This window comes from Serratia inhibens (genome assembly GCF_003591175.1).
Lineage (GTDB): Bacteria > Pseudomonadota > Gammaproteobacteria > Enterobacterales > Enterobacteriaceae > Serratia > Serratia inhibens.
This window is the reverse complement of record NZ_QYYG01000005.1, coordinates 245,301-260,631: the sequence shown is the minus strand read 5'-3', so window position 1 is coordinate 260,631 and position 15,331 is coordinate 245,301. Positions and strand designations below refer to the sequence as shown.

General features: G+C 52.9%; 17 protein-coding genes. 8 read left to right on the top strand and 9 right to left on the bottom strand.

What is annotated here, in order from left to right:
• Window positions 1-5: 5 nt before the first annotated feature.
• On the bottom strand, window positions 6-686 hold the full coding sequence (gene acrR / locus D4100_RS17275) for a multidrug efflux transporter transcriptional repressor AcrR (protein ID WP_119804849.1): 681 nt from the start codon (window positions 684-686) through the stop codon (window positions 6-8).
• 142 nt (window positions 687-828) lie between these two features.
• Between acrR and sdeX the strand changes: the two genes are divergently transcribed.
• From sdeX to ykgO, 4 genes are all read left to right on the top strand, one after another.
• Window positions 829-2,016 carry a multidrug efflux RND transporter periplasmic adaptor subunit SdeX gene (gene sdeX / locus D4100_RS17270; protein WP_006322281.1) on the top strand — a complete coding sequence of 396 codons (1,188 nt, stop codon included), beginning with the start codon at window positions 829-831 and terminating at the stop codon, window positions 2,014-2,016.
• A gap of 17 nt (window positions 2,017-2,033) precedes the next feature.
• Window positions 2,034-5,180: a multidrug efflux RND transporter permease subunit SdeY gene (gene sdeY / locus D4100_RS17265; RefSeq protein ID WP_006322279.1), complete on the top strand. Its 3,147-nt coding sequence runs from the start codon at window positions 2,034-2,036 to the stop codon at window positions 5,178-5,180.
• Between the two features lie 180 nt (window positions 5,181-5,360).
• Window positions 5,361-5,615 carry a type B 50S ribosomal protein L31 gene (locus tag D4100_RS17260; protein WP_004949355.1) on the top strand — a complete coding sequence of 85 codons (255 nt, stop codon included), beginning with the start codon at window positions 5,361-5,363 and terminating at the stop codon, window positions 5,613-5,615.
• A 12-nt stretch (window positions 5,616-5,627) separates the two neighbouring features.
• Window positions 5,628-5,768: a type B 50S ribosomal protein L36 gene (gene ykgO, locus D4100_RS17255; protein ID WP_006322277.1), complete on the top strand. Its 141-nt coding sequence runs from the start codon at window positions 5,628-5,630 to the stop codon at window positions 5,766-5,768.
• A gap of 116 nt (window positions 5,769-5,884) precedes the next feature.
• On the opposite strand, the gene D4100_RS17250 is transcribed toward ykgO, so the two are convergent.
• Genes D4100_RS17250 through D4100_RS17240 form a run of 3 tightly spaced genes read right to left on the bottom strand, consistent with a single transcriptional unit; the run spans window position 5,885 to window position 8,356 of the window.
• Window positions 5,885-6,763, bottom strand: coding sequence for a metal ABC transporter substrate-binding protein (locus D4100_RS17250; RefSeq protein ID WP_006322275.1), 879 nt, complete (start codon window positions 6,761-6,763; stop codon window positions 5,885-5,887).
• Between the two features lie 25 nt (window positions 6,764-6,788).
• Complete coding sequence (locus D4100_RS17245; protein WP_119804848.1) at window positions 6,789-7,646, bottom strand: metal ABC transporter permease; 858 nt, start codon at window positions 7,644-7,646, stop codon at window positions 6,789-6,791.
• The gene (locus D4100_RS17240; protein ID WP_119804847.1) at window positions 7,643-8,356 is read right to left on the bottom strand and encodes a metal ABC transporter ATP-binding protein; all 714 of its coding nucleotides are present in this window, start codon (window positions 8,354-8,356) and stop codon (window positions 7,643-7,645) included. Before D4100_RS17240 ends, D4100_RS17245 begins: the two co-directional genes overlap by 4 nt.
• Before the next feature lie 451 nt (window positions 8,357-8,807).
• On the opposite strand from D4100_RS17240, the gene D4100_RS17235 reads away from it, so the two are divergent.
• The 3 genes from D4100_RS17235 to D4100_RS17225 all read left to right on the top strand — a co-directional run bounded on the left by D4100_RS17235 (window position 8,808) and on the right by D4100_RS17225 (window position 9,943).
• Window positions 8,808-9,161, top strand: a complete 354-nt coding sequence (locus D4100_RS17235; protein ID WP_065505920.1) for a hypothetical protein — start codon at window positions 8,808-8,810, stop codon at window positions 9,159-9,161.
• A gap of 159 nt (window positions 9,162-9,320) precedes the next feature.
• Window positions 9,321-9,689, top strand: coding sequence for an Hha toxicity modulator TomB (gene tomB, locus D4100_RS17230; RefSeq protein ID WP_006322262.1), 369 nt, complete (start codon window positions 9,321-9,323; stop codon window positions 9,687-9,689).
• Window positions 9,690-9,739: 50 nt separating this feature from the next.
• Window positions 9,740-9,943 (top strand): HHA domain-containing protein, encoded by a 204-nt coding sequence (locus D4100_RS17225; RefSeq protein WP_006322256.1) that lies wholly within the window; start codon window positions 9,740-9,742, stop codon window positions 9,941-9,943.
• 264 nt (window positions 9,944-10,207) lie between these two features.
• Here the strand turns inward: D4100_RS17225 and D4100_RS17220 are convergent, their stop codons facing one another.
• Both D4100_RS17220 and gbpA read right to left on the bottom strand, forming a co-directional pair.
• Complete coding sequence (locus tag D4100_RS17220) at window positions 10,208-10,744, bottom strand: cytochrome b (protein WP_119804846.1); 537 nt, start codon at window positions 10,742-10,744, stop codon at window positions 10,208-10,210.
• 59 nt (window positions 10,745-10,803) lie between these two features.
• The gene (gene gbpA, locus D4100_RS17215) at window positions 10,804-12,225 is read right to left on the bottom strand and encodes an N-acetylglucosamine-binding protein GbpA (RefSeq protein ID WP_119804845.1); all 1,422 of its coding nucleotides are present in this window, start codon (window positions 12,223-12,225) and stop codon (window positions 10,804-10,806) included.
• 279 nt (window positions 12,226-12,504) lie between these two features.
• On the opposite strand from gbpA, the gene gspS reads away from it, so the two are divergent.
• Window positions 12,505-12,879: a type II secretion system pilot lipoprotein GspS gene (gspS, locus tag D4100_RS17210; RefSeq protein ID WP_006322253.1), complete on the top strand. Its 375-nt coding sequence runs from the start codon at window positions 12,505-12,507 to the stop codon at window positions 12,877-12,879.
• On the opposite strand, the gene D4100_RS17205 is transcribed toward gspS, so the two are convergent.
• From D4100_RS17205 to gspL, 3 genes are read right to left on the bottom strand one after another with little or no spacing between them, the layout of a single operon-like run.
• Window positions 12,876-13,685, bottom strand: coding sequence for a prepilin peptidase (locus tag D4100_RS17205; protein ID WP_420876406.1), 810 nt, complete (start codon window positions 13,683-13,685; stop codon window positions 12,876-12,878). The genes gspS and D4100_RS17205 overlap by 4 nt on opposite strands.
• A 53-nt stretch (window positions 13,686-13,738) precedes the next feature.
• The gene (gspM, locus tag D4100_RS17200) at window positions 13,739-14,203 is read right to left on the bottom strand and encodes a type II secretion system protein GspM (RefSeq protein ID WP_244941677.1); all 465 of its coding nucleotides are present in this window, start codon (window positions 14,201-14,203) and stop codon (window positions 13,739-13,741) included.
• Window positions 14,200-15,330: a type II secretion system protein GspL gene (gspL, locus tag D4100_RS17195; RefSeq protein WP_119804843.1), complete on the bottom strand. Its 1,131-nt coding sequence runs from the start codon at window positions 15,328-15,330 to the stop codon at window positions 14,200-14,202. Before gspL ends, gspM begins: the two co-directional genes overlap by 4 nt.
• Window position 15,331 lies beyond the last annotated feature (1 nt).

Here is a 15,331-nt window from a genome sequence, read left to right as displayed (position 1 = left end):
CCTGGTTAAGGATGACAGTCGGCACTGTGCGGCTCGGCCGCCTGCTCTGCCGGTTTCGCCCGTAAGGTCGGGCAGAATTGGGCCATTTCGAGGAATGAATCGACCAAGGCTGCCGCTTCGGCTTTCAGATCAAAACTTTCCGGCATAAACAGCCAGTTTTCCATCAGTCCGGTAATATAAGCGCGCAGGATGATCGCCGCACGGCGCGTGTTGAGATCGGCGGGAAGTTGGCCGTGACTCATGCTGTTGCGCAGCACCGACTCTATGCGTTCGTAGCCTTCCAGACTAAGCACTTTGCGCGCTTCCTGCAGCGGCACCATTTCACCGACAAATTCGCACTTGTGGAATACGATCTCCATCAGCGCTCGCCGGCGGCTATCATCGACCGTCGCCGTCAGTATATAAATTAGTATTTCACGTAAAATACGCAGTGGATTCTCAGGGTACTTTGCCTGATACTCTAATTCGAGATCGCCTATTTTCGACTCTGACAATTCCCAAACTTCGTTAAACAGGTCTACCTTATTCTTGAAGTGCCAATAAATAGCACCACGAGTAACACCGGCAGCGGTGGCAATATCTGTCAGTGACGTTGCAGAAACGCCACGCTCAGAAAATTCCTGCACCGCAGCATCGAGAATGTGCTGTCGAGTTTCTAGCGCCTGCTGTTTGGTTTTTCGTGCCATGGCGTTGTTTTTTCGGGGGAGTGTGATTTACATACATTCGCGTATGTATGTACCATAGCACGCACATATAATTAACGCAGCAATGGGTTTTAAAGCTTGTGATCCATTGATCATTTTGAAATCGGACACTTGAGGTTTTTCTATGAACAAAAACAGAGGGTTAACGCCTCTGGCGGCAGTTCTGATGCTTTCAGGCAGCTTAGTACTTACAGGATGTAACGATAAAGAAACCCAACAACAAGGCGCCCAACCACCGGCACCCGAAGTGGGCGTAGTGACATTGAAGGCCGAGCCTCTCAACATTACTACCGATCTTCCTGGCCGTACTGCTGCGTATCGTATCGCCGAAGTTCGCCCTCAGGTCAGCGGCATCATCCTGAAGCGCAATTTTGTTGAAGGCAGTGACATCAAGGCAGGGTCTTCCCTGTATCAGATCGATCCCGCCACCTATCAAGCTACCTATGACAGCGCTAAAGGCGATTTGGCCAGATCCCAGGCCAGCGCTTCGATCGCGCGCGTAACGGTGAACCGCTACAAACCTTTGCTGGGCACCAACTACATCAGTAAACAGGATTACGATACCGCAGTTTCCACGCTGCAGCAGGCGGAAGCCGCCGTGGTGGCCTCGAAAGCCGCAGTGGAAACCGCACGCATCAACCTGGCTTACACCAAAGTGACCTCTCCGATCTCCGGCCGCATCGGCAAATCCGCCGTGACCGAAGGCGCGCTGGTTACCAACGGCCAGACCACGGCGCTGTCTACCGTGCAACAGCTGGATCCGATGTACGTGGACGTCACCCAATCGAGCAACGATTTCCTGCGCCTGAAGCAAGAACTGGCCAGCGGTGCGCTGAAACAGGAAAACGGCAAGGCCAAGGTGACTCTGCTGCTGGAAAACGGCGCGGAATACGCCCAGGCAGGCACGCTGGAGTTCTCTGACGTCACCGTTGACGAAACCACCGGTTCCATCACCATTCGCGCAGTGTTCCCGAACCCGAACGATACGCTGTTGCCGGGGATGTTCGTTCGCGCCCGCCTGGACGAAGGCGTGCGCAGCGATGCATTGCTGGTACCGCAACAAGGTGTGACGCGTAACCCACGCGGCGAAGCTACCGCGTTGGTGGTTGGCGCCGACGATAAAGTCGAGTTGCGTACAGTGAAAGCGGATCAGGCTATCGGCGACAAATGGCTGGTTACCGACGGTTTGAAAGCCGGCGATCGCGTGATTGTCACCGGCCTGATGAAAGTCCGTCCTGGCGCTCAGGTGAAAGTGCAGGAAGTTGACACTCAGGCGCAGAAACAGCCGCAGTCTGAAGCGCAGAAGTCATAAAAAGGAGCCGGTAAGACATGGCTAAGTTCTTTATAGATCGCCCGATTTTCGCCTGGGTAATCGCCATCATCGTCATGTTGGCGGGGGTGCTTGCAATAATGAAACTGCCGATCGCGCAGTATCCCACTATTGCACCACCGGCGGTGAGTGTTTCCGCCAACTATCCAGGCGCGGATGCAAAAACGGTGCAGGACACCGTGACCCAGATTATCGAACAGAACATGAACGGTATCGATAATCTGATGTACATGTCCTCCACCAGTGACTCCTCTGGTAGCGTCACCATTACGCTGACGTTTAACTCCGGCACTGACCCTGACATCGCGCAGGTTCAGGTCCAGAACAAACTGTCGCTGGCCACGCCGCTGTTACCGCAAGAAGTGCAGCAGCAAGGCCTGAAAGTAGAAAAATCCAGCAGCAGCTTCCTGATGGTAGCCGGCTTCATTTCCGACGATCCAAGCATGACTCAGGACGACATCGCGGACTATGTAGCTTCAAACATCAAGGATCCTATCAGCCGTTCGCAAGGCGTGGGTGAAGTGCAGCTGTTTGGTGCTCAGTACGCCATGCGCATCTGGCTGGATCCGGGCAAGCTGAACAATTTCCAGCTGACCACGACGGACGTAACCTCCGCCATCACCGAGCAGAACAACCAGATCGCCGCAGGGCAATTGGGTGGGATGCCACCGGTACCGGGCCAGCAGCTTAACGCCTCCATCATCGCGCAGACCCGTCTGACCTCTCCTGAAGAGTTCGGCAAAATTCTGCTCAAGGTGAATGCGGACGGTTCTCAGGTTCGCCTGAAAGACGTGGCTCGCATCGAGCGCGGCGGCGAAAGCTATGCCGTAACTGCGCGGTATAACGGCAAACCGGCGGCAGGCCTGGGTATCAAACTAGCTACCGGCGCCAACGCCCTGAACACCGCCAAAGCGGTAAAAGACTCGTTAACCAAGATGCAGCCGTTCTTCCCTCAGGGGATGAAAGTGGTTTATCCGTACGACACCACCCCGTTCGTCAAGATTTCGATCAACGAAGTGGTGAAAACGCTGTTCGAAGCGATCGTGCTGGTATTCCTGGTCATGTATCTGTTCCTGCAGAACTTCCGCGCGACGCTGATCCCAACCATCGCGGTACCGGTCGTCTTGCTGGGCACCTTTGCGATATTGGCGGCCTTTGGCTTCTCGATAAACACCCTGACGATGTTCGGCATGGTGCTGGCGATAGGCTTGCTGGTGGATGACGCCATCGTGGTGGTGGAAAACGTCGAGCGCGTAATGTCCGAAGAGGGACTGCCGCCGAAAGAAGCGACCAAGAAATCGATGGAGCAGATCCAGGGTGCGTTGGTCGGTATCGCCATGGTGCTGTCAGCGGTATTCGTACCTATGGCATTCTTCGGCGGTTCAACCGGCGCGATCTACCGTCAGTTCTCCATCACCATCGTTTCCGCGATGGCGCTGTCGGTGCTGGTGGCGTTGATTCTGACGCCGGCGCTGTGCGCCACCCTGCTGAAACCGGTGCAGAAAGGCGACCACGGGGCTAAAACCGGCTTCTTCGGCTGGTTTAACCGCATGTTCGAAAAGAGCACCCACCACTACACCGACAGCGTTGCCAGCATCCTGCGCAGCACCGGTCGCTATCTGGTGATCTACCTGTTGATCGTCGTCGGCATGGGCCTGCTGTTCCTGCGCCTGCCGTCCTCGTTCCTGCCGGAAGAAGACCAGGGTATCCTGCTGACCATGGTGCAGTTGCCTGCGGGCGCCACCGAGGCTCGTACCTCGAAGGTGCTGCAAGAAGTCACCGACTACTTCATGACCAAAGAAAAAGACAACGTGGTTTCGGTGTTTACCGTTGCGGGCTTCGGCTTTAACGGTAACGGCCAGAACAACGGTCTGTCGTTCGTCAGCCTGAAAGACTGGTCCGAACGTAGCGGTGAACAAAATAAAGTGCCGGCAATTGCAGGCCGCGCCATGGGCGCGTTCTCGCAAATCAAAGACGGCCTGGTATTCCCGTTCAACCTGCCTGCGATTATCGAACTGGGTACCGCTACCGGTTTTGACTTCCAGCTGATTGACCAGGGTGGCCTGGGGCATGAAAAACTGACCGAAGCGCGTAACCAGTTGTTGGGCATGGCGGCCAAGCATCCGGACCTGCTGGTCGGTATGCGTCCTAACGGCCTGGAAGATACGCCTCAGTTCAAACTGATTATCGATCAGGAAAAAGCCAAGGCGCTGGGCGTCAGCATCACCACCATCAACAGCACGCTGACCACCGCGTTGGGTGGCTCGTACGTGAACGACTTCATCGACCGCGGTCGTGTGAAGAAGGTTTACGTGCAGGCTGAAGCACCGTTCCGTATGTTGCCAGAGGACATCAACAAGTGGTTTGTCCGCGGCACCAGTGGCCAGATGGTTCCGTTCTCCGCTTTCTCTACGGCGAAATGGGAGTACGGCTCACCGCGTCTGGAACGCTATAACGGCCTGCCTTCCATGGAAATTCTGGGTCAGGCGGCACCGGGTAAAAGTACCGGTGAAGCAATGAACATGATGGAAGAGCTGTCCTCCAAGCTGCCGAGCGGCATCGGTTACGACTGGACCGGTATGTCCTACCAGGAACGTCTGTCCGGTAACCAGGCCCCTGCCCTGTACGCCATCTCGATTCTGGTGGTGTTCTTGTGCCTGGCAGCGCTGTATGAAAGCTGGTCGATTCCGTTCTCGGTCATGCTGGTTCTGCCGCTGGGGGTTATCGGCGCATTGCTGGCGGCCACCATGCGCGGCCTGAACAATGACGTTTACTTCCAGGTGGGGCTGTTGACCACCATCGGTCTGTCCGCGAAAAACGCCATATTGATCGTCGAATTCGCCAAGGATCTGATGGATAAAGAAGGCAAGGGTCTGGTAGAAGCCACGCTGGAAGCGGTGCGCATGCGTTTGCGCCCGATTCTGATGACTTCACTGGCATTCATCCTCGGGGTACTGCCGCTGGTTATCAGCAGCGGTGCAGGCTCCGGCGCTCAGAACGCGGTAGGTACCGGCGTTATGGGCGGGATGATTACCGCTACCGTGCTGGCCATCTTCTTCGTTCCGGTCTTCTTCGTGGTGGTTCGCCGCCGCTTCAGCAAGAAGTCTGACGATGTGGAACACAGCCATCCGGTTGAGCATCACTGATAACCCAGTGAACGCTTACTCCTGAACACAAAGGCCGCTTATGCGGCCTTTTTCTTTAGCTTCATTCGCTTAATGCAAACCACTCTCATTAATTCGCCAGCCGTGACATTTTGTACTTGATCCGCCCTGCCGCGAGGTGCATAATTATTGTTATAGTATAACGTTACATTGGAGTGCATCATGAAAGCAGGCATCCATCCAAACTACCGTACCGTGGTGTTCCACGATCTGAGCGCCAATACCTACTTTAAAGTGGGCTCGACCATTAACACCGATCGCACCATTGAACTTGATGGCGAAAACTGGCCATACGTCACTATCGACGTCTCTTCCGCTTCGCATCCGTATTACACCGGCAAGCAGAAAGAGTTCTCCAAAGAAGGCAGCACGGCGCGCTTCCAGCAACGTTTTGGCCGCTTTCTTGGCAGCAAGTAAAAGGGAATCAACATGCAGGTTTTAAGTTCATTGCGTTCGGCGAAGAATCGCCATCCTGATTGCAAAGTCGTACGCCGTAATGGTCGTATCTATGTGATTTGTAAAACCAACCCGCGATTCAAAGCGGTACAGGGACGCAAGAAAAAGCGTTAATGTCTGAAGTGTCATCTGTCGCAAAGCCCCGTTGCTGCTCAACGGGGCTTTTTTTATGGAGAAAGAAAACTGAAGCGCAACCAGTGGCCCCGCCTCACCGGCAGGGCCGCTGCAGTTTATTTCATACTGCCTAACAGCGTATCGACGTTGTGCTGGAATGCCTGTACATAGCTCGCCGCCGGCCCTTGCGGTTTGGACAGGGCCTCTGGATACAGCTCACCGCCGGCTTTCGCTCCGGTGGCGGCGGCAATTTGTTTCACCAGCCGCGGATCGGTCTGGTTTTCAATAAAGTAGGCATTAACCTTCTCCTGTTTGATCTGTTTTATCAAACCGGCTACGTCGCTGGCGCTGGCTTCGGCCTCGGTGGAGAAACCGACCGGGGCAAGGAAGGTGACGCCATATTCTTGCCCAAAGTAACCAAAAGCATCATGGCTGGTCAGCACCTTGCGTTTTTGTTGCGGTACCGCGGCAAATTGGGTCTTGGCCCAGAGATCCAGCTTCTGCAACTGCTGGATATATTCCGAACCGCGCTGGCGAAAATAATTGGCGTCTTGCGGATCGGCGGCAATCAGCGCATTCATCACGTTGGTTGCGTACTGCACCCCGTTCTTCATGCTGTTCCAGGCATGGGGATCGGTGACTTCCTTGCCGTCCTCGCTCATCTGGCGGGTGTCGATCCCCTGCGATGCGGTAACCACCCGCCCTTTATACCCCGAGGCACCGACCAGGCGATCGATCCAGCCCTCCAGCCCCAGGCCGCTGACGAACACCACATCGGCCTGCGACAACACCTTGCTGTCTTTCGGCGAAGGTTCAAAGCTGTGCGGATCACCGTCTGGCCCCACCAGCGTGGTGACCCTGACATGTTCTCCCCCCACCTGTTTCACAATATCGCCGAGGATCGAAAAGCTGGCAACGGCATCGACGGTTTTCGCCATCGCCAATGGGCTGGACAGCAGAGCAGCGACTGCCAGCGAAATAGGTAAACCTTTCATACTTTCTCCTTGAACTTGGTACTTATCAACGGCGCGCGAGAGAATAGATCCCCCCACGCGTCCCAAACAGAATCGATCCAAAAAAGATCACGCTGGCGCTGAGCACAATCGCCGGGCCGGCGGGCAAGGACGCGTAATAAGACCATTCGAGACCTATCAGGCTCGAGAGCATGCCAATCCCCATCGCGACCGCCAACGTATGCGGCAAGTTACGTGCCCAAAAACGCGCGCTGGCGGCGGGCAGCATCATCAACCCCACCGACATTAGCGTGCCGAGGATCTGGAACCCCGCCACCAGGTTTATCACCACCAGCGCCAGAAACAGCCCGTGTATCATCGCCAGCCAGCGCGGTGCGCTGACTCGCAAAAAGGTGGAGTCGAAAGACTCAATCACCAGAGCGCGATATAGCGCCGCCAGTGCCAACAGCGAAAAACTGGCTATTACGCCCACCATCAAAATGGCATTCGTATCTACCGCCAGAATCGAGCCGAACAGCACATGCAGCAGATCGACACTGGAGCCGCGCAGTGAAACCAGCGTCACCCCCAAAGCCAGCGAACCCAGGTAAAAACCGGCGAAACTGGCGTCTTCTTTCAGCGGCGTCCGGCGGCTGACCAGCCCCGATAGCATTGCCACCGCCAGCCCGGCGATAAATCCGCCAACGCCCATCGCCACCAGCGACATGCCTGAAATCAGGTAGCCTATCGCTGCCCCGGGCAACACTGCATGAGACAATGCATCGCCGACCAGGCTCATACGCCGCAGTAGCAGAAAAACCCCCAGTGGCGCGGCGCTGAGCGACAGCGCAAAACAGGCCATCAGCGCACGACGCATAAAGCCGAACGAGGCGAAGGGATCGATGAGAAGATCAAGCAGCATCATGGCGCTACCGCCATGCGACACAGCGGCGGGCTGGCGAGATTCAACGCGGGAATGTGCTCCAGCACCCGCTCGGCGGAACCCCAGTGGCAACACTGTGGCGTCAGCAACAACGCTTGGGGGAAGTGGTTCGCCACCATCGACATATCATGCAGCACGGCAATCACCGTTCGCCTCTGTCGGTGCAGCTGTGCGATAACCTGCAGCAATAACTGGGTGGTGGCGCTGTCGATGCCGGTAAAAGGTTCATCCAATAAAATCAGCGGTGCCTGCTGGACCAGCAGGCGAGCAAACAGCACGCGTTGCAGTTGGCCGCCTGAAAGTTCGCCTACCGGGCTTCTCACCATCGACGCCATGCCTACGGCATCCAGCGCCTCGACAATCTGCAACCCGGCGCGCTTGCCTATCCCACCGAACATACCGCACTGCGGCCAGCTTCCCATTGCCACCAGGTCACTCACGACTATCGGAAACTGACGATCCAGCTCAGCCTGCTGCGGCAGATACGCCATGCGCGGTAACTTGTTGCCGCGGAAAAGCAGGCTGCCGCTCTGCAAGGGTAAAAGCCCGGCCAATGTTTTCAGTAACGTAGATTTCCCCGCGCCGTTAATTCCCACCACCGCCGTCAGAGAGCCGGCAGCGAAATGTCCGCTAAGCGGGGGAAACAGCGGTGTGCCGCCATAGCCAATCACGGCCTGTTGCAGCGTAATCATGGCAGCAATACCGCCCAGCTGATGCCCAGCCATAGCAGAGCCAACAGCGCCGCCGCAATACCGCAGCGTAATCCCGCCGATGCGGTGAACAAGGAATGCAGCGACGATACAGCGTCATTTTGATGTGGTGCGGATGTCGGTTTCATAGCCTGAGAGAAAAAATTAAATTGTTATAGTATAACATCACAAACACATACGCGACTCAAGCGCTCACCCGGTGATTTATGTAACGGAACTTAACAACGAAAGTTATGCTTGTATCGATAATTAGCAGATTAACAAATAACAGAAAGTACTCCCTTTGGGATATACCGAATAACATCAGGGTTATTAAGCAGTAAACAACGTTGGAAAACCGTAAAAAAGTCCAGGGTTAACGAAAAGTTTACCGACGAGGTGGTGAAAAAGGAGTAAGATAAATAGATTGGATAGCTGCACGGCCAGACATTAAATGCAAGTAACTCTTCGTTGCGACACAATGACGGAAGCACTTTCCGTTAAAAAACTAAAGAAAATGATTAACGATAAAATTTCAGAGTTGGTGCCGGCATTGACCAGCGGCCTGAGTTTTTATTCGGAAAGCGCTCGTTACGCCGAGGGTTCATTAGAAATACTTGATATTCAAAATGTGAGTGGCAGCCAGTATTCAATGAGTTATCGCTATAAATGGACAATTTTCAACGCCTGTCTGGATATCAGCGCCGAGGAATACATCAGCGACAGCGTAGCCTTTAGCGTTGTTGAAACGGGATTAACCTTTGACGTCATTGATTACTCCCGCCCCTCTACCGCAGATGAATTGTAAGTTTACGTAATAACAGCAGGCCAAATGCGAAAAAATGATTTATATTCATTATACGGAAAGTTTATTTTTTCACCGTTAAGCTACCTCCGTCCATGATGTAAATCAGCTTACTCACAGAGTGTTATCAACACCGAAATTAAGACTTACGGAGGGGATGATATGGATGAGTATTCGCCTAAAAGGCACGATATAGCTCAGCTCAAATTCTTGTGCGAAAATTTGTATGATGAAGGTATCGCAACGCTGGGCGACAGCCACCACGGCTGGGTGAACGATCCAACGTCTTCCGTCAACCTCCAGCTTAACGAGTTGATTGAACATATTGCTTCGTTTGTGATGAGTTATAAAATTAAATACATGGACGAAAGTGATTTATCGGAGTTAGTCGAAGAGTATCTCGACGATACCTACACGCTGTTTAGCAGCTATGGTATTAACGATTCCGATTTGCGCCGCTGGCAAAAAACCAAAGCGCGATTATTCAGAATGTTCTCAGGAGAGGGCATCTGTACGACAATGAGAACTTAGGGGATAATTATCCCCAAACTACTCTACGGTTTATAAAACTAAAGGTTATCATGACTAAAATTGACTATCTGATGCGTTTACGTAAATGCACCACGATTGACACCCTGGAACGTGTTATTGAAAAAAATAAGTATGAGCTTTCAGACGACGAGCTAGAGCTGTTTTACTCCGCAGCAGACCACCGTCTTGCCGAGCTCACCATGAATAAGCTGTACGATAAAATCCCTGTTGCCGTTTGGAAATTCGTCAGGTAATCCGGGTGGTAAATGCGTTGAGCCGATCCCTCGTCGGCCTCAATGAATCCCCAATTAACGGTGGATGGCTTTGACATGCCCCGGCCATTAGCGCAAGGCTGCGTCAGTTGAAATAGGGTCAGTTCATTATCATTCAAATACGCAGTATGTAGTATACAGCTGCAGTAAAATAGCCACCGTCATCCCCATTTTATGCCGCCAGAAAATTCACCTGATAACGGCGGCGCACCAGCGGAAAAACTGGCGCGCCAGGCAGCATGCTGGCTACAGCATACGCCGCAAAATCGCATTCTTTTCAAGGTAGTGATGCTTGATCACCGCAGTCAGGTGGAGCATTATCATTCCCGCCAGCGCCACACATGAGCAGCGATGTACGACAAAAAAGAATCTGTTCACTTCCAGGTTAGCCACCGGCCGGGGAAAATCTATCACGCCAAAGATCTGAAATCCCTTTTCCAACATTAAAAAACCGCTGATCAACACCACGAAAATGAGCAAATAGAAAACCTCGTGCAGCAAATGCACCAGCCCCTTTCCATGCCCTTTCAGCATTTCGCCATAAGGAACCGACGGCCTGAAAAAGCGCCACAGAAAGCGTATCGCCATCAGCGGTGTCATTACCAGGGCCAGCGACATATTGGTCTCTGAGAAAAAGGTAAATATCCTCTCATCCGGCATAAAGTGCAGTGAATATCCGACAATCATGATGTAAAACATCGCGGCGGCAATGACCCAATGCAATAGGCGGCTGAAGAGATCATAACGAGTGCGGATGCCAATCCTCTCGGTTTGATGTTGCATAAAACCCTCTTAAAAGCGGCCATTGCTGGCCGCTGAATATCCTGTCTATCACCAAATAATTACTGTTTCACTACCCAGGCGTCTTTCCAGTTTGCCCCTACACCAGGCTCATAATGGTTTGCTGCGCTGTTCCATTGCATGCAATAACCGCTGTATGGGAATGGCTTGCATTCGTATACCTTGCCATCTTTCGGCTGTAACACGGTGGTGCCGGCTGCGTATTTGCTCAGGTCGTTCGGGAAGACGAAGTTATACTCGCCGGTGCCGCCAGTAGACTCAGCTTCGAGGTTGAAATCTTCAACGTCAGGCTGAATGCTGTGACCTTGCTCGTTAGTCGCAATCACTTTCAGCATGTGGTGACCTTCGCTGACGTTGTTCAGATCCATGCTCAATGGCTGGCTGGCATCTTCCAACGTGGTTTTCAGATACCCCTTCTCGATCTGGTGGTGATCGAACACGCGTGCTTCAACGGTCAGTTTGCCTTTCACCTCAGCGTTAAAGGTCAACCGGGATTTACCGTCTTTGATCTTGCTGCTCGACAGCCCACCAATGCGGATTTCCTCGGTAACGGCAGGCGCCTCTTCCTCATAGGAAATCACCACACCCTTCAGCGCGCTACCTTTCTTCGCGAAGACATAGTTGTTGCCGGCGATTGGATTAACGTTGCCGTCCTTGTCTTTAACACCGGCACGTACGTCAGCGTGGGTAGCATTAATTTTTTGCGCCAGGGCCTGGCTCCAGAGATTTTTATCGGTCAGCGCTTCGCTGTCGATATCGATCTCGATTTGCATGGCGGTAACTTCACCGGCATCGCTGAAGAAGCGGGCGATCGCCTTATCCCCAACCTGCAGGTTCTTACCGTTGATGTGCCCTTGCAGCTGTTTGCTCCACTCGGAAATAATACCGCCATCTTCAAAGTTAACGTCGACGGCCTGATAGAAGCTATTTACCGTATCGGCAATTTCCCACACGCCATAAATCACCTGATAACCGGTTCTTTCCGGAACTACACACTGGTGAACCACACGTTCATCAGGCAGAAGACCGTGGCCGTCAATCACGCAGAACGGTTCTTTTTCTAAGGATTCGCGCGACAACGGCTTGTTGACGTCCCAGCCCTGTTTGGTGATGTAATAGCGCCAGTTAGTGGTTTTATGGCGGGCTTTATTGAACCAGGTAAAGCTTTGCGGACCTGCCTGGATGGTATTCAGCGCCCACTGGTTGGTGCCTTGGCGATCCAGAGGTTCAAATCCCCCTACGCTGCCGCTAGCCAGTTCACCGTCCAGTGGCGTATCGTTACCCGGGAAGCCGGAAATTTGCTCAACACTTTGTGGTTCCCACTGAGCACGGCCGCAATCGGTGTTTGAACCCAGCTTGCATTTATAGGCACGGCTCTCGGGTACTTCAATATAACCATGAGCCCAGGCTGCGGAAGAGACGGTAAGCGTTGCCATCATCAAGGCAATTTTTGATAATTTCATTACTACTCCAGTTAAATTGTTCGGCTTTCAACTGAGAAAATTCAAATAATCTCCAGTCGAATCATTTACTGTTCTAATAAACGCGGTAACTTCCCGCCCCAACAGAATAAAACGAACAAATAAGCCTGAGATACTTAGATTGCCTTAATTTAATGTGCATTAATGGATAAAAGTCATTAGTAAACATGAATAATACTTAAAAAAAACCTGGAGCATTGAAACTATAATTAGCCGAAGATAAAATAATCACCCCTTACCCAAGCCTACGATGAGAATAATATGTTTATCAGAAATATTGCCGCGTTAACGATATCCGTTGCGCTGCTGTCCGGCTGTCAGCATTCTGCAGAACATAAAACCACGCTGCCAACGGCCGAGAGTCGGCTGGAACAACTGTCCTCGCTGGTCGGGGCCAGCCAGTTTCTTCGGGAAAAATGCAGCCGTGCCGACATCCCGGACAATGATAAATTGGCCGCCGCAGCAATGAACGAAGCAAATAAAAAAGGTTGGCCAAGCCAAGACGTAAATCAAACCCAATTACTCGATGCGGCCAAAGGAGTATTTGATCGGCTGAATGCCGACGCTACGCCTCTGGCGCAGAAATGCAGCAGCTTCAACCGGACGCTGGTGCGTTTTCTCGAGCATGCACGCTAGCCAACAAACGGTTGGATAATCTCGCGGTAAACCACCCACGACCATCCGGCTATCGCCAGCCCAGGCCCGAACGGCAAGGGCTGCGACCAGCTGCGAGAACGCATCACACGCAGCAGCAGTAGCCAGAGCAGGCTGCAGGACGACCCAAACAACAAGATCTGCGGCAGAGATTCATATCCCCCCCAGGCCCCCAGCGCCGCCAGTAATTTAAAGTCGCCATACCCCAAACCTTCGCGGCCGGTCGATAACCGGAACCCCCAGTAAAGCAGCCAAAGGATGAGATAACCCGCGACAGCGCCCATTACTGCGGCGGGTAAAAATTGCGGCTGCGCAATGCTATGCCACAACAACCCGGTCCACAACAATGACAGAGTCAAACAATCGGGCAACAACTGCCGGTCCATATCGATAACCGACAGTGCTAACAATAACGAAAATAACGCCAGCATAAAAAACCAGTCGATACCGATACCGGTAAAACAGGCTATCGATATTCCGGCCAACATGGTAACCCATTCAACCAGAGGATAACGCGAGGAAATAGCCACCCGACAGTGGCGGCAACGCCCGCGTAATATCAACCAGCTCAGTAGCGGAATATTATCATAGGGCCTTATTTTCTCTAAACAGTGCGGACACGTCGAACCGGGAAGAAAAAAATTAAATACCTCAGGATTATTTCCATTACTCACCCAGAACTCTTCGCGTTCAAGCATCTTGGGCAATCGGTAAATAACCACATTAATAAAACTGCCCAAGCAAAGACTCAGCACTGCGCTGAATAATAACCAGTAGTCGCTGGCCATATTTTTAATGGCGAATAACATATTTCCCTCTGAATGAATAAAATCGAGATCGTTTATAAAATGCTTTGCTGCGCCGCCACCAACAGTTGGCTGACCTTCACTACTCCCTGATCCTGTTCGCTACGTTCGACGGCAAGTTGTACCACCCGAATCCCTTGTTCGCGCTGTAATTCGGCCAGCCAGAGCATTAAATGCGCGAATGGGATAGAAGCTAGCGTCATCCGAACGCCGTCTTCCCGCTCGTCCCAAACCGTGACGGGAATTTGCTGTTCCTGGGCGCTCTGTCGCAGGCGTTGCTGCAATAGAGCGCGTGGCGCAGCGCCAGGCGGCAATCGAGATTGCAGCAAGACGACATTGTTGATCTGTCCGTTAAACGCCTCTAACCGCTGCAAACTTTCTTTCATCTGATAAAACTGATACAGGCAATAACTGAACGCCGCCAGCAACAGCAGGCTCAATGCCACCGCTGCCTGCAGGCTTTTATCGGCTTTAAAACCGGCGATACGCATTTTCATCATTGAACCTCTCCGACTCTGAGGGTCGCCAGATTAACCGCAGGCCCTTCCGTTATGGCGACGTTGATGCCATTGTCTTCAGTTGGCAACGGCAGTTGCGTATCTTCTTTTAACAGAGTGATAACCAGTTCATTTTTAGCGCCATCGAAAATTAACGACTGCAGTTGCGGCTGCTTCCACAAAGACAACGCTTCAGTGGCATAAGGCAACAGCTTAAACAACTGAGGCTCCTTCAATATATTTTGCATCTGTCTGACTTTTTTTCTGGCCTCCTCAACGGGTGAAGCCGTCAGCGGCTGCCCCGGCGACAGTTGCTGATATAAAGCGGCCATCTGCCTTTCGGCTTGTCCGGCCTTCAGTTGATGGTACAGACCGCAAACCAGCAACGAGCAACTGACCAATATCAACGCGCAAGCGGTCTTTCCCGGCATAAAGCGCGGCCATCCGAGGGCGGGTTTAAATTTCCCCTGCAACAGGTTGCTCTTGCTGCGCCCGGCTTCATTCGCCAATTGCCATAACGGATCCCCTGCGGAAGATACGCCCTCCCAGGCAGACGGCACGCTGACGCCGGCATGAATGCAAAGATCCGGCGTTACCGGAAGTTCAGTATCTTTCCATGCACCGGGCAACTGCATACCCTGCCATTTTCCCGTTCTTATCAACCACCGTTCAGGCAAAAGCGCCGCGCTGCACTGCCCGGGTAAAGGTACTGTCAACACATCCGGGATCATTTTATCGACATGAAGACCGCAAGCATTCAAGCGTTCGCACCAGGCCTGCATTTGCGCCAACGCTATCCCGGCAATGCCGAAATTCATCTGCTCTTTGCCCAATATCACCCAATGCATCTGCTCCACGTCGGTCAACAGTTCGCTTTCATGCTGGAACGCCAACGCCATCGGCGTCGCCAGTCTGGATTTTCCCTGAAACTCCACATACCGCAGCACCACATGACGTGCCGGAACCAGCACCACCACCATGCTGTTTCGTGCCATCACCGCCAGTTCGGTACCGGCGTTAGTCAGATCAAGGCTGGCGGCAAAGGTGCTTTGCACTTCCCCAATCTTGCCCCAGCGCACGTCGGCCACCGCGTCGTGCCCCAGGGCGATAAGCAGTATATTGTCCGCCATA